This window comes from Clostridium hydrogenum (genome assembly GCF_021432385.1).
Lineage (GTDB): Bacteria > Bacillota > Clostridia > Clostridiales > Clostridiaceae > Clostridium_S > Clostridium_S hydrogenum.
In genome coordinates, this window is sequence record NZ_JAEACT010000002.1 from 310,471 (window position 1) to 335,499 (window position 25,029).

Below are 25,029 nucleotides of genomic sequence, written 5' to 3' on the forward strand. Positions count from 1 at the left end.
TGAAACATCTAAGGCCTTTAAAGTTTTTTACCTAAGATTTATAAAATTTTATTTAAATCATCCTACAACACACTTACTTCGCAGCGGACATGGTTTTAAGGAAAAAATTCCTCCCTACCTACGGAATTTTAATATAAAAACAAGAACTACTACAATTGCGTAAGCAATAAAAAACTAAGTTATAAGATTTTCCTGACGCAAGTTTATTAATATACAAAATTTTATTGCACTACTATTGAGAGTACTTCTACTAAGTTAAAGAACCTACATGGGCTTACACCCAAACCCCTAGCAAGTGTATCCTTCTCTGTACTTTGTACTCTGTCATCTGTACTCTGCTTTTAATGGCAGCCTCCGCAGCTAGAACAATTTCCACTGCAGTTTCCTCCATTTTTACCATAAAACTTTCCTTTGTACACTCTTTCTACCTCTTCGCTTTTACATTTAGGGCAAACTATCTTTTCTGAATTGCTATTTACTATTTCAAAAAACTCCTCATTACAGTTCTTACATTTATAATCAATTAAAGGCATTAAAATCACTCCCATAAATATTTTATCTTATACTGTTCTCATAAAATTATATACCACTTTTATTTCTAAATTCAACATTTAGGCTCATTGTAAATATAATAATATTGTAAGCTTTTTATAAAAGGATGATAAATTTAATGTTTTCTTTAAAAAATAAGATAGATCCAAATTTACATGTTTTATTATCTAGTAACAATAACAGGTGTTTTAGAGTATTGATTTACTGTAATAAATTTATAGATAGAATCGAATCAAGATTAAAATCTTATAAATGCACAATACATTGCAGTTTAGAAATTGTAAATTGCATATGCGCTGATGTTTCTTCGTTAACAATAACTAGACTGGTTGAATATCCGGAAATTAAATATATAACCTTTGATAGTATCGGTAGCATTTGTGCCCATAATGTGCTTTCGGGAAATAACATAAGAGCAGGTTTTATGAAAGAAATAAAATTAAGTGGCAAAGGAATATGTATTGGAATAATTGATACTGGTGTTTATCCTCATAAAGATCTTAAATCTCCATCTCAAAAGATATGCAAGTTTGTGGACCTTATAAATGAATTAAATTATCCTTATGATGACAATGGTCATGGAACTTTTATTAGCGGTCTTATCGCTAGTGGTGGTTCAAAATATAGTGGTATAGCAAGAAGCTCTGTAATATACATGGTTAAAGCTTTTGAAGCATCTGGAAGAGCTTATATTTCCTCAATTTTAAAAGCTCTCATACTGCTTATTAATGAAAGCAAGGGAAATAACATACGAGTTATTTGTCTACCTTTTGAAACTTTTTCACAAAATTCATTTATTCTTTCTACATTTTCAAAGCTCTTTAAGCTCGCCAATGATAATAATATAGTAATTGTAGTTCCTTCTGGAAGTAACAAGAATGATAAAAATTCAATGGTTGGAATAGCTTCCTTAAACAATTGCATAACCGTATCTGGTATTACATCAGGATCTCAAATGAATCCTTATACTTATTCTTCTGCTGGACCCTTGGGAAAATTAGAAAAGCCGAATTTATGTGCTGCATGTACTGATTTAGGTTCTCTTAATTGCGATACTTCTTATATATCTGAAAGAAATGGTGTGAAATTATATCCTCATGAATTGAAAACTCCATATACAAGTTATGAAGGCACTTCCTGTGCCGCTGCATTTGTGGCTGGTGTGTTTGCACTATTATTTGAAAAGAATCCTGAACTATCTCCAAAAGATGCAATTTCATTAATTAAAACCTCCTGCAAATTATTAAAAATTCCTAAATGGCAGCAAGGTTTAGGTTATATAGATTTAGAAAATTTATTTCAATAAAATTTATGAATAAAAAAAAATAAAATAACACATATTATAAGTAGCAACTTAAAATTTGTTGCTGCTGTTTAGTAAACGAAATTGCATTTGTAACAATTTCGCAATCAGGTAAATGACCATGGTTATTTACTTGTCTAAATACTGTCCCTGAGCTTAACCCCTCAGGGACTATCAATATACTTATGATCTAAATATAACCTCTTCTCTACTAAACATATACCTAGCGAACAAAAGTGATCCTACTATATATATTATCATCCATCCAAAAGTTATTGCAATGTGTGTATAATTATGAATTCCAACTAAGAATTCCTTCATGAGACAAGTTGCATTTGTAATTGGTATATTGAAATAAAAACCTTCTATACTCTTAGGATCTTTCATCATAACAGCATAAACTAAAACCATAGCTATTATAGTTATAGGGCTTAAGTAAGTTTGAGCTTCTTTAAAGGATCTTGCATAAATGCTAAGTGCAAGTTCTACAGCTCCAAACACTACTGTAGCTAAAATAGGAAGTATCATTACAAGAAGCATAGTGCCTGCGCCTAAATTAAAACCTGCGCCATTACCAAACATACCATTCTTCTGCTTCATGGTTATAAACAGTCCAGCCAATGATGAAAGAGACATTATTATTCCCATAATACTTATAGCTAAAAGTTTTCCCCACAAAATGGACATCCTTCCAGCTTTAGTTGTAAGAAGTGGTTCTAGAGTTCCCCTTTCCTTTTCTCCTGCACCCAAATCAACTGATGGTGCAATTGTACTAGTTACACTATAAAGCATTAATAAAAGTGGAACTAACATAGTTGCCATAAGTGTTGAAACTGCACTATCCTTTTTAGCGGTATCATCTACAACTTTAATAGGTGTTAGTATTGCCGGATTTATATGCTTCTCAGAAAGTCTCGCTGATACTATTTGTTTAGAATAGACATCAATATATGATTTTACTATTTCTACTGCAGTTTGTGCATCTGTGCTTGTGTTATCATAGGTTAAAGTAACCTGTTCATCTGAACCCTTGCTAAGATTTTCATCAAAGTTTTCTGGTATTGTAATTGCCGCAAGTATATTACCAGATTTAACATCACTTTTAATATTCTTAGAGTTAACTATCTTTATATTTTTTTGAGCCTTTATATAAGTTTCAAGCTGTGAATTTCCCTTATCAACTATAGAAATTTTAAGATTGTTTTTTACTTTATCTTCACTTTTATTCATTACCGTTCCTATAAAAAATGAGATTATTGGTAAAATAAGAATCGGTATTAGTATATTCATTATTATAGTTTTTCTATCTCTAAACATGTCCGTAAGTTCTTTTTTTAATACTATCATGGTTGTATTATTTTTCATGTATATCACTCCCTATCTATTAACTTTACGAAAACTTCTTCAAGATCACTATTGTTATATTTTTCCTTAAGACTTTCAATAGTCCCCTCTTCTATTAATTTGCCCTTATGAATTATAACTACTCTGTCACAAAGTTTTTCTACCTCCGTCATGCTGTGACTTGAAAAAACTACAGCCTTGTTTTCCCTTTTACATTCTAAAATAAAGTCTTGTACAATTCTTGCTGCACTAACATCAAGTCCTGTAGTTGGTTCATCAAATAATACTGCCGATGGATTATGAACAATTGATCTTGCTATAGAAACCTTCTGTTTCATTCCTCTTGAAAACTTTCCAACCCTTTTATCTATATACTCATTCATTTCCAATCTATTTGAAAGGTCTTGTATACTTTTTTTAGCTTCTTCATCTGACATTCCATTAAGCTTTGCAAAATACATTATATTTTCTTTTGCAGTAAGCCTATCATAAAGACCAACATCTCCACCAAATAATATTCCTATCTCTCCTCTAGCCTTATTTGGGTCCTTTGAAACGTCATGTCCATTTACAATGGCTTTTCCATCTGAAATTTTAAGCATTGTAGCAAGCATTCTTAAAGTAGTTGTTTTTCCTGCTCCATTTTCACCTAAAAGTCCTACAATTTCTCCATTATTAACATTGAAGCTTATATTATCTACTGCCGTTGTTTTTTTAAACTTTTTTGTAATCCCTTTAACTTCTATCATTAATGTTCCCTCCTGACTACCTTTATGTACATATTTTATAAAAAAATCATCATTATTCATAGTACTGTAAGTAACTGATAAAATTACTTAAGTCACTTTTAGATAGAGTAGAGAGTAAAGAGTAGAGTGATGGATGCTTTTTCTCCGCTATCGCTGCGAAAAATCTTAAAACTTATTTTTGATTGCTCGCGCAATCGCATAATTACTGTTATCAGCAAAGCTGACAACAGTTAAGTTTAAGATTTACATGACCGTAAGGAAAGGTAAATCCTCCTTCACTGTACTCTGTACTCTGTCAGTTGTACTCTGATTTTAGCTTACTCCTCTACTCGTCACAACTAGCACATATATTACTACGGAAATTACAATGGGAATAGCTGCAACTGCTTTATTAGTAAAGGTCATAACCTCATGGCTTCCACTTGAGCTTACTGGTATATTATTGTATGCTCCCCTTTTGCTTTCCTTTATTAATTCCTTCATTAAACCAATTATAACTGCAACGGCTATTAAGGCAACAATAAAAAGAGATGCTAATCCTACAAGTTTCATACTCGTATTATTCATACTTTGCTGACTCTTTTTAATGGTTGCAGATGATGCTCCCTTTAATATAGCCCAACTCATTAGCGTATTCACACCATTAAATGTAAAATGAATTATCATAGAGGCAAAAATAGAATTTGTTATCCTAACTACGCAAGCAAGAATTATACCTAACGCAAAGGCATATAGAAACTGTGGTGGATTAAGATGAAGTACTGCAAATAAAAATCCATTAATAAGTGCCGCTTTCCACAGTTTAACATCATCATATCCAGATAATACAACACCTCTCATTGTCAATTCTTCACAGCAGGCTGGTGTAAGTGCCACTATTGCAACCATTACAACAATTGGGAGACTTTGAAGCTTATTAAAAACGTCTTGTACATTGTTGTAATAAAAAAAGCTTGTTAAATACGATAAAAATCCAGCTAAAGGAATAAAAAACAATCCCATAACAACTAATAAAACAACACTTGTGAAATTAATTTTATTAAATCTAAAGGTTCTTCTAATTGATTGTTTGGTTATTAACATATATATAACTATTGGTATAATTAAAAACGCTATTTGTGTAGTTAAAAGCAGCAAACCAGTATTATTTTTAATTAAATTCCTTATTGGAATTAATAAATATCCTCCTTTAATTTGAAGTAAAATAAGTATAAGAAAAAATATATTTACTTTTAAAACCTTTTTCAAATTCTTTCCTCCTAATCATAATAAACTTTCTAAATATCAGCTTTTTTTAGTATACGCCACCCCCATATTAATGCTAAAATACTTAATACTCCTAAAATAATTTGAAGAATTCCATCCTTTAGAACATCAACCTTTATCATAGACAAAAATAATATATATATAACCGTAATTGCAAAATAAATTGTTGCTAAAAATAATATTGCCAAATTTTTATTCTTCTCATTTAAAAATAGAACATTGATAATCATACTTATAAATATTATACCAATAAATATTAGTAGTTGATATATCCATAATTCTCCTAATGAAATGTAATTTATAATACCTTTTCCTATAAATCCATAGGCATCAAAGGAAAATATCTTAGTTCCTTTATTATTAATTATAAATATTATGCTTTGAATAATTGATACTATTATTGCTATGCCTATATCCACGATTATATTTGCTACATAAATAGTTTTACGCATAGCACCAATTGACATTAAATGATTTATCATATACTTATATGTTGGGTATACTGAAAATAAAAGCAAAATAAACATTTCAATATTAAAAGTTATGTCCGAGTAATTTATATTTAAGCTACCAAGAGCCATAGATATTACCAGCATAATTAAAAGCATTGCCGCAATTAAGGCTATTGCCTTTTTCTTTATAACAAGTAAGGCCTTAACACTTTTCTCAAGTCCCATTAAAATACTCCCTCCCTAATTTATATCAACTTTCATAAATATCTTTTTTCCGAGCCAATACTCTATTATTGTAAAAATCACAATAAGCCCTAAATATAAAATATAGTATGCATTGTGCCTTATAAACCATATAAAAGGATAAAAATTTTTATTACTATCACCCAAAAATACAGAGGCAACTACGATTATACAAGCTATTATTGTAGCAATCAATCTAACACTTTTTTTAACTACAGAAAATACTACTATTAAATTTGCAAGCATATAAATCATGCTAAACACAGCTAACACTAAAATCAACATTTCACCAATTGAAAGAAATTTAACCTCATTAAATTTATACCAAAAACATATCACCGATTTTCTACTATGTATAACTTGATTTATCATAACACCAACAAAGAAAGTAGTTCCTGTTATTATAGAAACTATCAATATTATTAGTATATTTTCATGATAATATTGTTTTCTATTAAAACTCCACTTTACAGAATAATTTAAAATCCTTCCATACAATATGGATATGTGAGAAAAAGCCGTAAATAAAATTATTCCTGCTACATAAGCATAAGTATATTGATTTTCATACCTCACACCATGTTGAATCGCTGCCATGAGTGATGAAATTAACAGTAGTCCGCCTAAAAGTATTAATTGAATTGAATAATCTCTATAGTACATATCCATTTTTATTTTTAATTTTCTTTTATCTAACTTTTCCAATTTTAATCACCCTCTATCTAAAATCACTTTTGAGTCAAATATACAAATAACTTTTGAAGGGACAGCGAACTTATTTCAAAGCCTTCATTTCTTAATTGCTGCTTAAAATCACAATTTTTATCTTCAAATACTGCCAGCTTTATTGTTTCACCAATTTCTTCTTTATGAATGATATTTATATTCTTTAGGTATTGCTGTAACTTTTTCTTATTTCCCATAACATAAAAAGCCTTATTTCTAAGTTCATCACAGTCTTCAAAAAGCTTTAAATTTCCCCTATCAATCATTATTACTGACTCAAATAACTTGCTTACTTCATCAATTAAATGAGTTGAAAAAATTATAGTTCTAGAATTTTCAGCATAATCTTTTAAAAGCTCATCATAAAATATTTCTCTTGCAGCAGCATCAAGTCCAGAATATGCTTCATCATATATTGTAAGTTCAGCTCTACTTGAAAGACCTACAATTATCGCCACAGCTGCTTTCATTCCTTTTGACAATTCACCATATTTCCTATTTACCTGAAGATTAAACTTATAGACTAATTCCTCCTTAAAATTTTCATCCCAATTATCATAAAATATTTTAGCTACTTTAAATATTTCATCTGCTGTAAGACTTGGTATAAAAGCCCCTTGATCATTTACGAAACAAATCCTAGAGAGTGCCTTTTCATTTTCAAACACTTCTTCACCAAAAACTTTTATGCTTCCAGAATTTTTAACATATTGAGCTGTTATCAATTTTAGAAGTGATGTTTTACCTGCTCCATTCCTACCCAAAAGCCCATATATCTTACCCTCTTCAAGTTTTATATTAAAATTATCTACTGCTTGTATTTTACCAAACTTTTTATTTAAATCTTTAATTTCAAGTGCATATGCCATAATAATCCCCCCTACTTTTCTTTAAGCATTTCTATTATTTCTTCTTTAGTTATGTCTAACTTTTCTGCTTCTTTTAACATTGAAATAACATACTCATTAAAAAACAACTTTCTTCTCTTTTGTTTTATTTGCTCCTTTGCTCCATCTCTAACAAACATTCCTATCCCCCTTTTTTTAAATAAAATCTCTTCATCAACAAGCATATTTATTCCCTTACCAGCAGTTGCAGGATTTATTCCATACACAGAAGCAAACTGATTTGTTGACATTACCTGCGCTCCTTCTTCTATATATCCATCCAATATATCATCTTCAATGCCTTCCGCTACCTGAAGATATATAGGTTTTCCATCATCTAAATTTATTTTCAAGACCTATTATGCCTCCTTAAGTTAATTAGTTAGTTACTTATATAACTAACTATATAACACATAATATAATTTTGCAATACTAAAGTAAAAATTGTATTATTAACTTTATTTGACATATTAATTTTAATATGGTAACATAAATGTTGGTTAATTGATAATGAATATCAATATCATGTTTTAGAAAGGAGTATTTAACATGCAACAAAAATTAAAAGGTATCCCAGAAACATTACTCATTCCACTCTGGGCAAGAGCAACAGAAACTACGCGTTCGGAACCTATCATAAAAGACTCCAAAGCAATAGAAATGATGGAAAATATTGATTATGATTTCTCAAAATTTGATAATACCTGGTTATCACAAACAGGTGTTGCTGTACGGACTGAACTTTTAGATAATGGCACCAAAGCCTTTATGCATAAGCACCCTAATGCTACAATCATAAATATTGGCTGCGGTTTAGACACTAGATTTTTTAGATTGGATAATAATAAAATTAAGTGGTATGACCTAGATTTACCTGAACCAATTAGGATAAGAAAACTTTTTTTGCCGAATTTGAGATTTTCTAAATAGCAAGGAGGTTATTCAATGAAAGATTCAAATCACATGTCATACATTGGAGTTGGCCCTTTTTATGTAATAGCAATATTTCTATTAACTGTTATTGGATCATGTATAGGAAAACTAAAATACTTTTCAATGGGAATAATATCTTTAACAAAATTCCCATTAACTGTTATCGGCATAACATTAATTATCTTAGGAATTATCTTGTGGATACAAGCAGTTATCATATCAAAAATAGATAAAAATATCACAGAAAATAAATTAGTAACTACAGGTGCTTATGCTTGGGTTCGCAACCCTATATATTCGGCCTTTGCAATTGCATTTACAGGAATATTATGCGTACAAAATAACTTATTTCTCTTAATATTGCCCTTAATTTATTGGCTAATTTTAACCATAATTATAAAAAAAGAAGAGATTATTTTAGAAAAAATTTTCGGACAAGAATACTTGATATATAAGTCAAAAGTAAATCGCTGCATTCCCTGGTTTCCTAAAAAAATCCTATAAATCTCGGCTGAAATATCTTAGTATTTTACGATTTTTCAGCCTTAGATTCATAGGATTTTTTTAACGTGACAAAGTATTGTTACTCCATGGGTTTATTTACATGAACTGTACCACGTGGATGTTGAGGTGGTGCATAGATAGAATATACTTTGAGCGGCATATTACCCGTATTAATAATATTGTGCCAAGTGCCAGCAGGTATCATAATTGCAAAATTATCATCTACTTTAGCTTGAAAATCTAATTTGTTTTTACTTTTTCCCATCTTCGCAATTGCTTGACCTTGTTCAACACGTATAAATTGATCAACATTTGGATGCATCTCTAAGCCTATATCATCGCCAACTTTAATGCTCATTAGAGTAACTTGCATATGCTCTCCTGTCCATAAAGCAGTACGAAAATTTTTATTTTGTTTAGTAGCTGCATCAATATTTACGACATATGGTTGAGGTCCATAATCTCTTAATACAAGTGGACTATTAGCAGCACATTGCTGACATTCACTTCTTTCATCATCATACTCCTCCATCTCATCCTCAAAAGGAACATAATAATTATTGAAGTATGGGCACTGATAAGTTCTATACATATTATATCTTAATGTATCATCACAATAAGGGCATACATATGTCCTACGAATATTACTCATATTCTTCCTTCCCTTTATAATACTACAAAATTATAATATGCTGTAAATTTTCATGTGTGCATGTATTTATTTAAAAATTGCTCGTTTATAATTTACTACCCATTTAGATGCATCGTCCTGATGCCTAAATGGCTTTGACCGTCCTAGTCAAAATTACGCAAATTATAGATGAACAATCTTAAGAATCCATAAAAGTCAACACATCACATCAACGTTCTTTTAAAAATAGCCTAACATACTAAAAGAAGTTATGTTTTAAAATTCCGTAGGCACACTAATATTTCTGATTAATATATCTTTTTTAAATGTATCACTAGAAATTAGTATTATGGGGTTAATAATCTTAATGGACTGACGCCCAAACCCCTGGTATGTGTTCTTCCCTTAAACCACTGTAAATGCGAAATAAGTGTATTGCAGGATGTTTTAAATAAAATTAATAAATCTTAGGCTTTTAAAGTTTTTTGCCTTAGATTTATTAATTTTATTTAATATCGTGCGATACACTTATTTCGCATTATTCCCTTATTTTAAGTCCGTCGATAATTGTAGATAAATTACTAGCACTATCCTTTAATTGCTTAACTTCATCATCAGTAAGTGGAATCTCAAGTTTTTTCTCTATACCATTGTTTGTAATAACGCAAGGTATACTTAAAGCAACATCATTAATTCCATATTCACCTTCAAGTGTTGATGAAACTGGAAGAATACTTTCTTCGTTTAAAAGTATTGCTTTTACAAGTCTACTAACACTCATTGCAATACCAGAACTTGTGTAGCCTTTAAGCTTTAAAACCTCAAGACCAGCATCTCTTACTTCTTGGTTAACTTGATCTTTATCAATATTGTTGCTCTCTCCAAAAGTTTTATCAAGCTCGCCAAATGGTATGCCAGCAATATTTACACCACTCCAAGCTGTAAATGAAGATCCACCATGTTCTCCAAGTACATATCCATGAACATTTTTGCTATCAACATTAAACTTTTTACCTATAATCTTTCTCATACGTGCAGTATCAAGCAAAGTACCTGTACCGATTATTTTATTTTTAGGATAATCAAAGCAGTTTTGACAGTAATAAGTAGCAATATCTACAGGATTTGTAACAACAATTATAAGTGCTTCTTTAGTGTATTTTGTTATATTATCCATAATAGATTTCATAACCTTCACGTTTGTACCTGCAAGATTTAATCTATCTAACTCTTCTCCAATTTTTAAACTTGGTCCTGCTGTTATGACAATTATTTGAGCATCTTTGCAATCTTCATAAGTTCCTGATTTAACATTTACATTAGGACTGTATGCAAAAGATGTTGTGTGGCTTGCATCTAATGCTTCTCCACGTGCCTTCTTTTCATTTATATCAACTATAACAACCTCTGATAAAAGGTTAAGTGAAAGAACAGTATTTAATACGGCTGATCCAACCATACCAGCACCTACTACTACAAGTTTATTTTTAACAAAATTCATGATAAATATCACCTCTACTATTTTTTATAAGCAACCTAAAAATGGGCTGTCATACTAATATTATTTGAGTATAAAGTAAATTTTATTGCGACAGCTCCTTAATTTAGCAAACATATGTGCAACTCCATAACTAATTTTATTATAATCGCATATTTTAGTCAATATATTAATAGAATGAAAAAATATTATATATTTAATTTATCAACTGAAATTTTTTTAAAATAAGCTTGACAATCTCCCTACACTTATCCAATCATAATAAAATTAAATAATCACAAGCTTTAAAGATTACTGCAAAAATTAAAATATTACTTCTAAATAATGATATAATATATATATATAAGAGGTGATTTTAACCATGTCATTATCAAATTTAGATAAAGATATTATTAATCATATTATTGATATTCTAACAAAAAATGCAAGGCCAACACTAATATATGTATTTGGTTCGGCTGCTCGAAATGAACTCATGGAGGATAGCGATATTGATATTGCTTATTTAAGTGATGTATCCTTATCAAACTATGAAATATTTATGCTTGCAAATGATATTGCTGACGTTGTAAAAAGAGATATTGACTTAATTGATTTAAATAAAGCCTCAACTGTATTTAAAGTCCAAATTGTTGGAAATGGGAAAGTTATTTATTGCATTGATGACACTAAAAGAATGTATTTTGAGATGTACGCTTTTAAGCATTATGCCTTGCTAAATGAAGATATACGTGAATATTAAACATTCAACGTGCTTGTGAATCCTGCATAGATTTAGCCATGCACATCGTTTCAGAAAAAAGGCTTGGATTAGTTATAGTATCAAGCCTTATAAATCTGTTATATTCCTGTTACTATACAATTCCTTTAACTGTATAACTTTCTCCATCAAGGCTCCTTTAGGGATACTCAAAAGCTTCTCAAGCATATCTGCTAAAGCTTCTGACTTTTTTAAAACTTCTTCATTATTAAATCCAAAAACTTTAGGATCAAATATAAAATATAATTCAGTAAGTATGAATTCTGCTACTTCCTCTGGATGCTCTGTATGGAATATACCTTCAGCTATTCCCTGTCTTATAATGTCAGTAAGCATAACTCTTTTAGTTGCTATTTCAACTACAATTACCTTGTAATGCAAGCTTGTATTTTCGTCATTATGAAGTGCATCAACAAGTTTATGTTTGTTACCTACACTGTTCTTCTTTGATTCAACATATAACTTTATTACTATTATTAGCTTTTCAATAGCATCAATATTCTTGCTTTTTACTTCTTCTTTCATTTCTAAAAGCAATTTTTCAGAGTTCCTTGTGAAAATAGCCATAAATATATCTTCTTTTGATTTAAAATAATAGTAAAAAGTCCCCTGAGCTACCGAAACTTTCTTTACTATATCGCTTACTGAAGTTTTATCATATCCAACAGTTGAAAAAAGCTCTTCTGCCGCATCAACTAATTCGTTCTTTCTTTCTTCTGGATCTTTTGAAATTCTCACGTTATTTCCCCCAATTGAACGTTTTTTATTTTTATCTTAATTATAATTAACTGATTGACATAAGTCAATTAATCATTACATTCCTATTATAGATAAACCAGTTCAACTACCAAAGTTAACTTGCATCATAATGCCCAGAAGACAGCATTTTGATACAAACTAATTTTGAAGTTTCACCATAGATAAACCAGTTCAGCTACCAAAGTTAACTTGCATCATAATGCCCAGAAGACAGCATTTTGATACAAATTAATTTTGAAGTTTCACAGGGTTTATCTTTACTTCTGCATTTTCTAATGACTTCAGCTTTCTTATTTCTGGACATATGAAATACAAAAGAATTACTACTAAAATCAAGTCTGTAATAGGGGTTGCTATCCATAATCCCGCAATTCCCATAAATTTAGGCAATATAATAAGCATAGGTATAACTACAATGACCTGTCTAAGCATAATCAAAATTATTGAATATTTTGCTTTTTCAACATACTGAAAATAACTTGCTCCTAAAAGCATAAATCCAAGTATAGGAAGGCTCATCGAATATAGTCTCATAGCTGGTACGCCTATTACTATAAGTCCTTTAGCTCCTCGTCCAAAAGCATAAAAAATATTTTTGCTAAATACTTCAAATAAAATAAATCCAATTAAAGAAATAATGGTCCCAAATAAAACAGACAATTTAAATGCTTTAAGTATCTTATCATATCTTTTTGCTCCATAGTTATATCCTATTATAGGTTGAACTCCTTGATTGATACCATTTATAGGCATCAAAACCAGCATATTAACATTATATATAATACCAAAAGCTGCTACAGCCGTATTTCCTCCATATATTAAACACTGCTTACTTATAATAATGTTTATGAGTGCTAGAGCAACCTGCATTACAAATCCCGAAGCTCCTATTGAAAGCGATGAAATAATAATATCCTTTTTTAATTTTAAATTTTCCAAATGAATTCTTACATTAGATTTTTTTGAAAAGTAAGGTGATGTAGAAAATATTGCTCCGATTGCTGTTGAAATCACTGTAGCAGCGGCAGAACCTACAATACCCATGTGAAATACAAATATAAACAGTGGATTAAAAATTGTATTGAGAATAATTGATATTAAAAAGTTGACCATTGCCCTCTTAGCTTTTCCCTGACCCTTTAAAATGTTATTCATGGAACAGCTTAAAACTTGAAAAGGAGTTCCTAAAAGTATTATGCCTGTATAAGTTTCTGCATAGCTTAAAACCTTTCCTTTTGCTCCTAAAGCTATAAGCATAGGTGTTAAAAAGGTATAGCCAAAGATCATTAAAATAATAGATACTATAAAGGACAAAATAAATGTATTTCCAACAATAGTTTCACATTTTTTAATATCGTTTTGTCCAAGGTTTATTGAAACAAGTGAAGTCGCCCCTAATCCAACTAGCAGCGAAAAACCCAGTATTACTAAAGTTACAGTATACGATATAGTTACCGCTGAAATTCCAAGCACCCCGACTCCAATACCTACAAACAATTTATCACAAACATTATACAATGCATTTGCAAGCATAGATATTATAGATGGTACAGAAAATTTCAGTAAAAGTTTTTTAACATTTCCATTTTCCATTTCATTTATATTTGACATAATACTACCTCCATAAAATTTATTGACTGACTTAAGTCAATTACTATTTTATACCATTGACTGACTTAAGTCAATAAATGCTTTTATTAATTTATATTTTCAGCAGAAATTTTTTTGCCTAACCTAGTTTATCTTTAATCCATTTTATACTATACTCTCTATCCTTATTTATAGGAGAAATTTCATCCCAAATGCTCATAAAAAAGTCCTTAAATCCACTAATTGTGATTGGCTCTTCTATGCTGCCTTCTTCCTCTCCCACCTTTATTAGTAACTTTGCATTTTCTTTTAAAAACATAAATTTAGGAATATTATTTATTAAAGGTATCTTGTCCAATATAGCTAGCTTATAATTAGGGCAATTTTCAAGTAAGTAAAGCATATTTTTAAAGCAATTCAAAGTACTCTCGTCATCAACATCCTGAATAACTATTATCTCTTTTATATGAAAATTTTTTAATATTTCTTCATTATTTATCTGATGTAATATAAATCTTTTCTCCATATCAAATGAAAATATATCACCATTTCTATTCATAATGTCATCTAAGTTTTTGCCATAATCATAATTTAGAATAGGTCGTGTTTGAAGTGACATAAGTAAAACATGTTTCCTTAACGTTTCTATCTCATCCTTATTTGTATGAAAAAATGCTGAACTTATATATTCGTTAGTTTCATCTGATATAAAAAGCACTGCTGCTAAATCATCAATTATGATAAATTCAAAAGGTGGAGTTATTGTACCATACTTTATAAAATATCTTGGTTCATATGCTTTTTTTAATTTAAGAAGTTCTGTAATATTTCTTACAAGCGTCACTGTCCTAGTATCATTACTTTTTAGCCTCCAAAGATGTCTTACCGTCCAACCACTGCTAACTAATTTTGAAATCATCTTTATAAAATAATCATGCATCTTTTCATAACCATCAAGAATATCCTTATCACCTTGAAAGGTCATTAATATTTCTTTGTTTCTACAATTACTTTTATATGCAGTATCCAAAATCATGCTAACATATTTAAATACTTCTTCTTTGCCTTTTACAAAAGAAGGCAGCTTACTTAACATATTGTCTTTTTTTAATGTCACCTTATAATTTTTATCTACTGTCAAAGAATTTATTTGAGCTTCTCTTAATATATCTAAAATGCTTGTTTCTATTTTATAGCCTAAAGTTTCTATATAATCTTCATATACTTCTTTATTTATACCCTTTGAAAGGCAAGCTGATATTTTTTCAACATGATTTGATTTTAAGGCTGGTATTCTCTCGCCCCTAATCCACTTTCTAACATAAGATCCGTCAACATTTATTTCTCTTGCTAATTTAGAAGCCGTCCATCCTCTAAGTGCAAGTAATTCTGAAAGCAAATCCCCAAATAACATTTTATTTTCCATATATATACCTCCAAAACAATTTGTCCAGTCCAAAATTGTCCCACTCATGTTTAATGATAGCATTTGCATATATAATAAGTCTATACGCATACAAATAATAGACTTACTATTAGTAATTTCAACCTTTAACCTATTTATCTATAAAATTGGGGGGTAATGCAATTGAAACCTGGAAAACTAATTGGTCAGGGCAGAACAGCTGAAATTTTTGAATGGGGAGAAGATAAAATTTTAAAACTTTTTAGACCTGGCATTTCTAAAACACTAAGTGAAGCTGAATATAAAGCAAGTTTAGAAATTAATAAGAAGATAAATTCAATTCCTAAAGTTTACGATTTTATTGAAATGGATGGCAGGAGTGGTATCATCTATGAGCGAATTAATGGAACTACAATGCTGAAAGTAATATCAACAAAACCTTGGAAACTATCAAAAGAAGCTCACAGATTAGCAAGGCTACATAAGTCAATTCAGCAAAAAATTGATTTTGAATTGCCTAAGTATACAGATAGACTAAAGTCAAGTATATCTGAAGTAGCTTTATTATCTGATGATTTAAAAGAAAAGTTATATAAATATATTGATACACTTCCAGATGATAATATATTATGCCATGGAGATTTCCACCCAGATAACATATTAATAACAAAAAATAACGCAATAATAATTGACTGGATGACTGCAACAAAAGGAAACCCACTGGCAGATGTGGCAAGAACATCAATAATGCTTAAATTCGGTGATGTTCCTGGAAAATCTCGCATGAAAAAAAAGCTTATAGATCTTTTTAGAAAAAAGCTTTTTTTAGAATACATAAAAGAATATATAAATATCTCAAAAGTTAATATAAATCAAATTAAGAAATGGGAACTTCCAATTGCAGCAGCTAGGCTTATCGAATGGCTACCAGAAAGTGAAAAAAGAAATTTATTAAGTTTCGTAACTACTGAACTAACCAAATTATATGGAGGTGAATAAATATGATATTTAAATCCGAAATTTTTGATAAACTTCAATTTCTTTTTGAAACCTATAAATTTAATGATCATAATCTTCACTGTATTATGCACTTTAATGGCAACATTAATAAAACAGCTTTAAAAAAAGCTCTAACTATGACCTTAAATGTTTCCCCAATACTAAGCAGTAAATACGTAGAAAATGTTAAAGAACCGTATTGGGAAAAAGTAGCTAGTTCAACTTTTAAAGATATACTAACTTTGGTAAGCACTAAAAATGAATTTAACTCATTTATAACATCAAGAATCAATGAAGCCACTGGACCTCAGGTACAGGCTTGTCTTCTTGATTCGAGTAAAGATTCCTTGTGCATACTTATGAACCACATGATATGTGATGCAGCTGGTTTCAAAGAATATCTTTATTTACTTTGCAACTTATATTCTAATATACTAAAAAATCCAGACTACACAGCAAATTACCTTCTTAATGGAGATAGAAGTATAAATATTATAAATAATAAATTTAACTTTAAAACTAAATTTAAAACTCTTATGTTTCAAGGCAAAGAAAGCAATGGTTTTATTAATCTGAACTTTCCAATGAGCACAGAAAAAGAAGTGAAGCCATTTATATTAACTCATGAAATTCCTGAAAACAGATTTTTATCTATAAAAAAGTACTGCAAAAATCACGAGGTTACAATTAATGATGTTACTCTTGCTGCCTTATATAGGGCTATTTATAAACTCCTAAATAAAAACCAACTCAGCATATCGGTAGCCGTAGATATGCGTAAGTATTTAAAAGATAAAAATATCAATGCACTTACCAATCTTAGTGCTACAGTTATTAGTAATCTAACTATTGAACCTAATGATACCTTTGATGATACTGCACTAAAGGTTAACAATGACATGAATTTAAAAAAGAAAAATTTTATTGGACTAAATGCCTTCGTTAAAATTTCAATGCTATTTAAACTATTTAGCTACAAGCATGCTAAAAAGTTACTTAAAAATGGTTTTAAAAATCCACTAATAGGCATGACCAATATTGGAATTCTAGATTCTAAAAAGCTTTATTTTGAAGGCACACAAATAAGTAATGCTTTTATGTTCGGTTCAATGAAATACAAACCATATTTTCAATTAGCCTTGACAAGTTATAATAATATTATGACCTTTACCGTAAACTTATATGGAAACTTAAAAGACAAGGAAAACATAGAAAGTTTCTTTATTTTACTGGATGAAGAACTTCCAAAATAAAAATAATTCTTATTGAAATAAATATGATAGGATGGAAAATAGGATTTAATCTGCTTGGAATAATCTTTTCATTGATATATTACTTTACTATATGGGTTTCACTTCTCACATTTATAGGCTTTGGTAAGAGATACTTAAATTTTCAAACAAACTTTCTATCATATTTTTCACATGCATCCTTTAGTGTTTATATTGTTCATCAAACTTACGTTGCTATAATTGCATATTTTATTTTAAAATTAATAAAGATATTTGCATTTCAGTATATCACCATAGTGTTTCTTGCTCTTATTTTTAGTTTGATAACTTATAAGCTATTAAATCATTTTAAAGTATTTAAATTGATGTTTGGAATAAAGTAATATTAAAGATAAACCACTTAAAAAATCAAAATTCCAAATTTCAAATGTATCTTCCTAACAATATTTTTAATTCACAATTCACAGTTCACAATGCACAATGATTGATGATTTTTCTCCGTTAACACTACGAAAAATCTTACAATTTATTATTTTTAAGGTTTTCTGCTTCCGCAGAAAATCATCCTTCATTGTGAATTGTGCATCGTGAATTGTGAATTTTAATAATGCTCTATCAGGATAAATTTAGTGTTTAAAATTTTTAGTTCAAAGATAGTTTCACGCTTATTTATTGGCTAACAATTCATCTACTAATTCTTTAACTTCATCTACACATTGACCACACGCATTGCCAACTTCAGTTGCTTCTTGAACTTCTTCAAAAGACTTTGCACCATTATTTACAGCATCAATTATATCCTGCCTTGTAAGATTAAAGCAGCCGCATATTATTTCGTCATTATCCATTTTCATTACCTACCTTTCTATATTTTTTACATACTCCTATAGTTCAGCTGATTTGATTATATAATGATAATTTTAAAACTACATCACAAGATTTAGTTTCACCATTTATTTTTCTAATATGCAAGTTATATAAATTATTACGCATCATCTTAAGATAACTTTATAAAGTATATTGAAAAAGTTTTATTCAAGTGGTATACTTAAGTTGTTTAAAATAACTTACAGCCCATTTATATACAAAAAATATAACTTTTAGCGCTATATTGATATATTTTTTGTCGCCTATGTAATCGATTAACTTAGCCTTCATAATCTTATTTCTACATGGTATTGTACCATAATAAATTCTATTGTTTTTTACAACTTTACTTTAATTAAATAAAAAGTGGGAGATGGTTTTAATGAAAATAAAACTTAATAATTCTTTAGTATACGCTTTTGGTGCACTTAGCGGACTTTTATTTGGTTATGACACTGGAGTTATTTCAGGCGCAATTCTATTTATTCAAAAACAAATGCATCTAGATTCCTGGCAACAAGGTTTTGTTGTTAGTGCTGTGTTACTTGGAGCTGTTCTTGGTGCTGCAATTATTGGACCAATGTCTGATAAATACGGACGTAGGAAATTGATACTACTCTCATCAATTATTTTCTTTATTGGAGCAATTGGATCATCATTTTCTCCTGAATTCTGGACATTAATTCTATCACGTATAGTTCTTGGCATGGCAGTCGGAGCTTCATCTGCTTTAATTCCAACTTACTTAGCCGAGTTATCACCTGCTGAAAAACGTGGTTCTATGTCAAGTTTATTTCAGTTAATGGTAATGAGTGGAATCTTACTTGCCTACATCACTAACTATAGTTTCTCTAATTTATATAGTGGTTGGCGTTGGATGCTTGGTTTTGCTGCTATACCCGCTGCAATCCTTTTCTTAGGTGGTCTTGTACTACCAGAAAGCCCTCGTTTCTTAGTTAAAGCTGGCAGACCTGATGAAGCAAGAGATATCTTAGATCAGATGAATAAACATAATGAAATGGCTGTTAATAATGAACTTGCTCAAATCAAGGAACAAGCTGCAATTAAAAGTGGTGGAATTAACGAATTATTTGGCGGCTTTGTTCGTCCAGCATTAATTATCGGTGTTGGTCTCGCTATTTTCCAACAAGTCATGGGCTGTAATACAGTTCTTTACTATGCACCAACTATTTTTACGGCTGTTGGCTTTGGTGTTCAAGCTGCTTTGCTTGCTCATATTGGAATTGGAATTTTTAATGTTATTGTTACTGCTGTAGCAGTCATAATTATGGATAAAATTGATCGTAAAAAGATGCTTGTTTATGGTGCTATTGGAATGGGCGTTTCTCTACTCATAATGAGTCTCTCAATGAAATTCTCTAATGGTTCATTTGCTGCTTCAATTGTTTGCGTCATTGCCTTAACCGTTTACATTGCTTTCTTCTCAGCTACTTGGGGTCCTGTAATGTGGGTAATGATTGGTGAAGTATTCCCACTAAACATTCGTGGTTTAGGTAATTCCTTCAGCAGTGTAGTGAACTGGGGTGCTAATATGATTGTATCATTAACCTTTCCTCCACTATTAAGCTTCTTTGGTACTGGCAGCTTATTTATAGGTTATGGTGTTATTTGCTTCTTATCAATATGGTTTGTCCACACAAAAGTATTTGAAACACGTAATCGTTCACTTGAAGAAATTGAAGCCACTCTTAGATCACACACTACTAAAAATACTAAGCAAAATATTTGCCAATAAAGTTAAAAGGGGCTGTCGCACTAATGCGACAGCCCCTAAAAAAATAATAAATCCCGATTTGGGACATCGGGATTTATTCTGGGGGATTAGGAATACGGGCAATATTCCTACCAGTTATTAAATTTTATATCACAGCTTCACACTATATAATATAAAAATATAAGTTCAGTTTTTTCACGTGCTCTACTGTTATATCTATATAGTACACTGTTGTTTTTGTTTAGTCAATATATTTTATTAATATTTTTTTAATATTTTTTTCTATAAATAAGCACGCGTAAAAAGCAGGCCAAAGGCACAAAAATCAAGGCTATTTTTGTATTTGAACATCTACATTATAATTCGGTAAGAGTTCACTATTATTGTTGTCTATAGAGATTTCTACATGGATATTCGTTTCTCCATTTTGCTCTGTAACTGCAGCATTAGATACACTTACAACTTTTCCTGTAAGCTTTGCAGAAGAATCCGATGTTGGTATTATCTTAACTGCATTGCCAACCTTAACATCTTTAATAAACTCTTCCCCAACACTTGCATCAATGTAAAGACTGTTTAAATCATTAAGCGTTAATATCTTTTGTTGTGCTGAAACTATATCACCTTTTCTGTAATTAATATCTGTAACAACCGCATTATCCATATCTGAAACTATATTTCCATTACTTAAATAGCTTTTGTTTAATAAATTATTTAATGAATCTACGTCAGCTTGTTCCGCTGCTATCTTTGCATCTTGTGCATTTTTCTGATTATCTGTTTGCATATCATTTTTTAAATCCTTGTCTGCATCAACAGTTTTCTGCTTAGCTGTTATCTCTGAATTTATCTGAGCCAAATCAAGTTCTACAAGCTTATCGCCCTTTTTAACCTTCTGCCCATTCTTTACGTCTATTCCATTTATCTTTATTATTGATTGTCCCCCATCCATGACAATATCTTCAACATTATGAGATTTAACAACACCTGATGCCTCTACATCGTCGCTTACAGCTTTAGTTATAGTTTTCTTTGAAGGCGTATCTGTACTTGATTTTGAACTTCCACATCCAACTGATACTACAAGTGCTCCTGCTAGCAATATTGCTAGTATAATTTTTGATTTTTTCATTATTGCTCTACCACCCTTCCATCTCTTACATATATTATTCTTTGACCATATTTAGCAGATTGTTCTGAGTGAGTAACTTGAACTATGGTTTTTCCCTTTTCAAGGTTTATCTCTCTTAAAAGCTCCATTACTCCTGTTCCAGTTTTACTATCAAGATTTCCAATAGGCTCATCCGCAAGTATTACATCTGGGTCATTTATGAGTGCCCTTGCAATAGCGACTCTCTGTTGTTGTCCTCCTGATAATTCTCTTGGAGTATGTTTTCTTCTGTCCTCTAATCCAACTACATTTAATATATCCTCAAGCTTATCTCTGTAATTTTTAAGTTTTTTACCATCTAGTAATATTGGAAGCATAATGTTTTCTTCAACATTAAGATTAGGTATCAGATTATAAAATTGAAATACAAACCCAACATCTCTCCTTCTCATTATGCTTTGCTTCTTATCATTCATAGTAGAAAGTTCCTTTCCAGCTATCTTAACACTTCCCGAAGTTGGTTTATCAAGTCCTCCAAGAAGATACAAAAGAGTACTTTTACCAGAACCGGAAGGCCCCATTATAGATACAAATTCACCTTCTTTTATTATAAGGTTAATATCTTTTAAAATATCTACACTTGAATTACCAAGTTTAAAAGACTTATTTAAATTAACAGCTTCTATTACTGGCTTACCAAGTTTAGGTTCAATTTTTTCATCTAAAGCTTCCATGATATACCTCCCAAATTTTTATTCATATTTTATAGCTTCAATAATATTCAATTTAGATGACTTCAAAGATGGAACTATTGCTGCTATAACGGTTATTAAAACTCCAAGTAATACACTTGTTATAAATACACTGCTGTTATAATATAAATCCATAGGGAAATTTGCAAGGTCGAACATAAATGGAATTATATAAATCATAAGCATTCCACCTGCAATTCCAGCTAGACTTCCTATAAGCCCTATTGAAATAGATTCTACAAAGAGCATTTTTCTAGTTTGTGATCTACTCATTCCAACAGAAGCATATACCGCAAGTGACCTTTTTCTTTCTATAAAACTTATCACAAAATTATTTATAACACCAAAAGCTCCTATTACAAGTGCCATCATTGGAAAGGCTCTAATTAAAAATAACATTCCATCATCCTGTTTTGTTTCCTGCGCTTGCTGGTCAGCCATAGTATTAATATACAGCTGTCTTGTTTTAAACTTCTTAGATAAAATTTTTTTCATATACTCAGGATCCTTGTAAGTTTTAATATTTAAACTAGTAGGCTGATATTTCTTAAAATCACTCTTAGCATATTTCTTCGGTATCAACGCTAGGCTACCAGTCTCTACCATGGAATCAAAAGAGCCAACTATTTTGTAATCTTTATTTCCCATAGTAGTTTTTAAAGTAATATAATCTCCAACTTTCTTGTTATACCTTTTTAAATTAGCGCTAGTAAGGATAACTGTTCTACCTTCATTATAATTTTTAAATACTTCATTCTTATCTTGATTTAATTTAAACTTTGAAAAATTTTCTATATCATAAACATTCATAAAATCAATTTCGTTAATGGTTTCTTTACTTCCAACCACCTCAACATTACCAGATGAGTACGCCTCATTAATTTCCTTAATTCCAGGTATATTTTTCACATTACTAATTGTTGAATTATCGAGCGAATTGCTATCTTCATTATATACGTATATATCATAATTAAAAGAATCATAAGCTTTAACAAGTGCTTTTCCTGCACTAATGCTAACAACATTAATCATAAACAAGGTTGATATTCCTATAGCTAAAAGTGAAATGTTGTTTATTAAGCTTCTATTCTTCCTTAAATTCTTCGCAGCGAGACTTCCTTCATTTCCAAATATAATATTATATAATTTGCTAAGTACTACTACCAGTAATTCAGTAACATGTGGAATAATAATTATAATTCCTATAACCGAAAGTACCATGCATAATACAAGCAACATTAAGGCCGCAGTACCATCTATGGAACTTTGCTTTATGACATTTGGAATAATAAATGTACAAGCCACAAAAATTAATCCCAAAATCAACTTCCATACTTTTTCCTTTTCAACATTATCTACAGTGTTAAGTACAACATCTTTTACTGATAACCTTGATGATTTTACTATAGGGATAATAGAACTTAAAAATGAAATAATCATTGAAAATATAAATGCACTTAACAACTGTCCAAAGTTATAACTAATTGAAGCTGTTGCAGTTGCTCCATTTACCATATTAGATGCCATAAGATTCATAATCACATTTAATATTCCTATACCTGCAAAGTCACCTATTATTCCACCTATTATGCCGTATATTATACTCTCTCCTACAAGGACCATACTGGTAGACACTTTTGTGGCTCCAATACTTCTAAAAGTTCCTATAACCGGAAGCCTTTCTGCAACTATTACTTTAAATACTGTGTATATTATAAATGCACTCATCATTAAAACTACTATCATCATAAGCCTAAATCCCGTAATTATTGAACCAAGTATTTGATCTATTTCTTTATCATCAACCACCTTATTCACTGTATAGTGCTTATATGCTAATGATAAATCATTTATAATTTGTTCCATATCATCAGATTTTGAAGCTTTTATATATATTGTTGATACTTCTCCCCTTAAGTTGTTTATAACTTGAGCTTGTTCTAAAGGAATTATTGTCATCATATTTTGGTCATTTTCCATTGCAAACATACCACTATCAGCTATGCCAACTACAGTAAACTTCTGACTTTCAGCATTCTTACCAACTTTTATATCAATCTTATCTCCTATGGAAAGTTTGTATTCATCAGCAGACTTTTTACTTATTATTATTTTGTTTCCAGTAAAGGATGTAATAACACCTTTACTATAAAACTTAAATAAGTTCATAGCTTTAATATCATCATAATTAAGGCCTCTCATTTGTACAGCTCTGTCCTTATCATTATGTGTATATACCCCATTAACATCCATTTCTCCAGCTATATAATCAGTTTTGCTTCTTACCATGTTTGCTTTTTGTATATTAATATATGGAGTTGGAGATTTACTATTTGGATTTATCCTTATATCTGCATTTCCATAAAATTGCCTTACAATATCCACATAAGTCTGTTTTATACTAGTATTCATACCACTTGATGCGAAGAACAAAGCAGTAGACGCCATTATCGAAAAGACTACAAGAAAAGTTCTTAATTTCTTTTCTTTTATATTTCTTAACATAAATTTGAGGATTATTCCCATTTAATTATCACTTCCTTGATATTCCATATTTTTGTATTATTTACATAGTACACTGCAACACTAGTTCTGTCAAGTATGATTTTGAAATAATATACCTATAAGAGCATGTTAAGCACCATAATTGGCTCGCAAAATTAATACCTATATTTTCCTGGATAATCTTATATGTAAATTATAACAAATGAATACCTATAAAACTAATGAC

Annotated in this window: 24 protein-coding genes; 7 read left to right on the top strand and 17 right to left on the bottom strand. The window is 30.1% G+C overall.

Going from position 1 to position 25,029, the window contains the following annotated elements:
* Nucleotides 1-341 precede the first annotated feature (341 nt).
* Entirely contained in the window at nucleotides 342-533 is a 192-nt protein-coding gene (locus tag CUEA01_RS01450; RefSeq protein ID WP_234117364.1) for an FmdB family zinc ribbon protein, read from the bottom strand.
* 137 nt (nucleotides 534-670) lie between these two features.
* On the opposite strand from CUEA01_RS01450, the gene CUEA01_RS01455 reads away from it, so the two are divergent.
* On the top strand, nucleotides 671-1,858 hold the full coding sequence (locus CUEA01_RS01455) for a S8 family serine peptidase (RefSeq protein WP_234122098.1): 1,188 nt from the start codon (nucleotides 671-673) through the stop codon (nucleotides 1,856-1,858).
* Nucleotides 1,859-2,038: 180 nt separating this feature from the next.
* Here the strand turns inward: CUEA01_RS01455 and CUEA01_RS01460 are convergent, their stop codons facing one another.
* The 7 genes from CUEA01_RS01460 to CUEA01_RS01490 all read right to left on the bottom strand — a co-directional run bounded on the left by CUEA01_RS01460 (nucleotide 2,039) and on the right by CUEA01_RS01490 (nucleotide 7,875).
* On the bottom strand, nucleotides 2,039-3,220 hold the full coding sequence (locus CUEA01_RS01460) for an ABC transporter permease (protein ID WP_234117365.1): 1,182 nt from the start codon (nucleotides 3,218-3,220) through the stop codon (nucleotides 2,039-2,041).
* A gap of 5 nt (nucleotides 3,221-3,225) precedes the next feature.
* The gene (locus CUEA01_RS01465) at nucleotides 3,226-3,948 is read right to left on the bottom strand and encodes an ABC transporter ATP-binding protein (RefSeq protein ID WP_234117366.1); all 723 of its coding nucleotides are present in this window, start codon (nucleotides 3,946-3,948) and stop codon (nucleotides 3,226-3,228) included.
* A 312-nt stretch (nucleotides 3,949-4,260) separates the two neighbouring features.
* A complete protein-coding gene (locus tag CUEA01_RS01470) occupies nucleotides 4,261-5,196 on the bottom strand; it encodes a CPBP family intramembrane glutamic endopeptidase (protein WP_234117367.1) in 936 nt (311 codons plus the stop codon).
* A 29-nt stretch (nucleotides 5,197-5,225) separates the two neighbouring features.
* Complete coding sequence (locus CUEA01_RS01475; protein ID WP_234117368.1) at nucleotides 5,226-5,891, bottom strand: hypothetical protein; 666 nt, start codon at nucleotides 5,889-5,891, stop codon at nucleotides 5,226-5,228.
* A gap of 15 nt (nucleotides 5,892-5,906) precedes the next feature.
* Nucleotides 5,907-6,614: a hypothetical protein gene (locus tag CUEA01_RS01480; protein ID WP_234117369.1), complete on the bottom strand. Its 708-nt coding sequence runs from the start codon at nucleotides 6,612-6,614 to the stop codon at nucleotides 5,907-5,909.
* Between the two features lie 23 nt (nucleotides 6,615-6,637).
* On the bottom strand, nucleotides 6,638-7,504 hold the full coding sequence (locus CUEA01_RS01485) for an ABC transporter ATP-binding protein (protein ID WP_234117370.1): 867 nt from the start codon (nucleotides 7,502-7,504) through the stop codon (nucleotides 6,638-6,640).
* 11 nt (nucleotides 7,505-7,515) lie between these two features.
* Nucleotides 7,516-7,875, bottom strand: a complete 360-nt coding sequence (locus CUEA01_RS01490; RefSeq protein WP_234117371.1) for a GntR family transcriptional regulator — start codon at nucleotides 7,873-7,875, stop codon at nucleotides 7,516-7,518.
* Nucleotides 7,876-8,071: 196 nt separating this feature from the next.
* Between CUEA01_RS01490 and CUEA01_RS01495 the strand changes: the two genes are divergently transcribed.
* Nucleotides 8,072-8,452: a class I SAM-dependent methyltransferase gene (locus CUEA01_RS01495; RefSeq protein ID WP_234117372.1), complete on the top strand. Its 381-nt coding sequence runs from the start codon at nucleotides 8,072-8,074 to the stop codon at nucleotides 8,450-8,452.
* Between the two features lie 15 nt (nucleotides 8,453-8,467).
* A complete protein-coding gene (locus CUEA01_RS01500; RefSeq protein WP_234117373.1) occupies nucleotides 8,468-8,959 on the top strand; it encodes a methyltransferase family protein in 492 nt (163 codons plus the stop codon).
* A 79-nt stretch (nucleotides 8,960-9,038) separates the two neighbouring features.
* On the opposite strand, the gene CUEA01_RS01505 is transcribed toward CUEA01_RS01500, so the two are convergent.
* Both CUEA01_RS01505 and CUEA01_RS01510 read right to left on the bottom strand, forming a co-directional pair.
* Nucleotides 9,039-9,611 carry a cupin domain-containing protein gene (locus CUEA01_RS01505; RefSeq protein WP_407929211.1) on the bottom strand — a complete coding sequence of 191 codons (573 nt, stop codon included), beginning with the start codon at nucleotides 9,609-9,611 and terminating at the stop codon, nucleotides 9,039-9,041.
* Nucleotides 9,612-10,128: 517 nt separating this feature from the next.
* Entirely contained in the window at nucleotides 10,129-11,091 is a 963-nt protein-coding gene (locus CUEA01_RS01510; RefSeq protein WP_234117374.1) for an L-lactate dehydrogenase, read from the bottom strand.
* A 358-nt stretch (nucleotides 11,092-11,449) separates the two neighbouring features.
* On the opposite strand from CUEA01_RS01510, the gene mntA reads away from it, so the two are divergent.
* Complete coding sequence (gene mntA, locus CUEA01_RS01515; protein ID WP_234117375.1) at nucleotides 11,450-11,830, top strand: type VII toxin-antitoxin system MntA family adenylyltransferase antitoxin; 381 nt, start codon at nucleotides 11,450-11,452, stop codon at nucleotides 11,828-11,830.
* Nucleotides 11,831-11,917: 87 nt separating this feature from the next.
* On the opposite strand, the gene CUEA01_RS01520 is transcribed toward mntA, so the two are convergent.
* From CUEA01_RS01520 to CUEA01_RS01530, 3 genes are all read right to left on the bottom strand, one after another.
* Complete coding sequence (locus CUEA01_RS01520; protein WP_234117376.1) at nucleotides 11,918-12,586, bottom strand: TetR/AcrR family transcriptional regulator; 669 nt, start codon at nucleotides 12,584-12,586, stop codon at nucleotides 11,918-11,920.
* 249 nt (nucleotides 12,587-12,835) lie between these two features.
* Nucleotides 12,836-14,218 carry an MATE family efflux transporter gene (locus CUEA01_RS01525; RefSeq protein ID WP_234117377.1) on the bottom strand — a complete coding sequence of 461 codons (1,383 nt, stop codon included), beginning with the start codon at nucleotides 14,216-14,218 and terminating at the stop codon, nucleotides 12,836-12,838.
* 118 nt (nucleotides 14,219-14,336) lie between these two features.
* On the bottom strand, nucleotides 14,337-15,623 hold the full coding sequence (locus tag CUEA01_RS01530; protein WP_234117378.1) for a helix-turn-helix domain-containing protein: 1,287 nt from the start codon (nucleotides 15,621-15,623) through the stop codon (nucleotides 14,337-14,339).
* Nucleotides 15,624-15,779: 156 nt separating this feature from the next.
* On the opposite strand from CUEA01_RS01530, the gene CUEA01_RS01535 reads away from it, so the two are divergent.
* Both CUEA01_RS01535 and CUEA01_RS01540 read left to right on the top strand, forming a co-directional pair.
* Nucleotides 15,780-16,601, top strand: coding sequence for an aminoglycoside phosphotransferase family protein (locus CUEA01_RS01535; protein ID WP_234117379.1), 822 nt, complete (start codon nucleotides 15,780-15,782; stop codon nucleotides 16,599-16,601).
* Between the two features lie 2 nt (nucleotides 16,602-16,603).
* On the top strand, nucleotides 16,604-17,854 hold the full coding sequence (locus CUEA01_RS01540; RefSeq protein ID WP_234117380.1) for a siderophore synthetase: 1,251 nt from the start codon (nucleotides 16,604-16,606) through the stop codon (nucleotides 17,852-17,854).
* A gap of 644 nt (nucleotides 17,855-18,498) precedes the next feature.
* Here CUEA01_RS01540 and CUEA01_RS01545 read toward each other — a convergent pair.
* Nucleotides 18,499-18,681, bottom strand: coding sequence for a (2Fe-2S)-binding protein (locus tag CUEA01_RS01545; protein ID WP_234117381.1), 183 nt, complete (start codon nucleotides 18,679-18,681; stop codon nucleotides 18,499-18,501).
* A 401-nt stretch (nucleotides 18,682-19,082) separates the two neighbouring features.
* Between CUEA01_RS01545 and CUEA01_RS01550 the strand changes: the two genes are divergently transcribed.
* The gene (locus CUEA01_RS01550) at nucleotides 19,083-20,456 is read left to right on the top strand and encodes a sugar porter family MFS transporter (protein WP_234117382.1); all 1,374 of its coding nucleotides are present in this window, start codon (nucleotides 19,083-19,085) and stop codon (nucleotides 20,454-20,456) included.
* Nucleotides 20,457-20,766: 310 nt separating this feature from the next.
* Here CUEA01_RS01550 and CUEA01_RS01555 read toward each other — a convergent pair whose 3' ends face one another.
* The 3 genes from CUEA01_RS01555 to CUEA01_RS01565 are packed head-to-tail and all read right to left on the bottom strand — an operon-like array spanning nucleotide 20,767 to nucleotide 24,803.
* Nucleotides 20,767-21,567, bottom strand: a complete 801-nt coding sequence (locus tag CUEA01_RS01555; RefSeq protein WP_234117383.1) for an efflux RND transporter periplasmic adaptor subunit — start codon at nucleotides 21,565-21,567, stop codon at nucleotides 20,767-20,769.
* A complete protein-coding gene (locus CUEA01_RS01560) occupies nucleotides 21,567-22,280 on the bottom strand; it encodes an ABC transporter ATP-binding protein (protein ID WP_234117384.1) in 714 nt (237 codons plus the stop codon). The genes CUEA01_RS01555 and CUEA01_RS01560 overlap by 1 nt, the downstream gene beginning before the upstream one ends.
* An 18-nt stretch (nucleotides 22,281-22,298) precedes the next feature.
* Nucleotides 22,299-24,803, bottom strand: coding sequence for an ABC transporter permease (locus CUEA01_RS01565; protein WP_234117385.1), 2,505 nt, complete (start codon nucleotides 24,801-24,803; stop codon nucleotides 22,299-22,301).
* Nucleotides 24,804-25,029 lie beyond the last annotated feature (226 nt).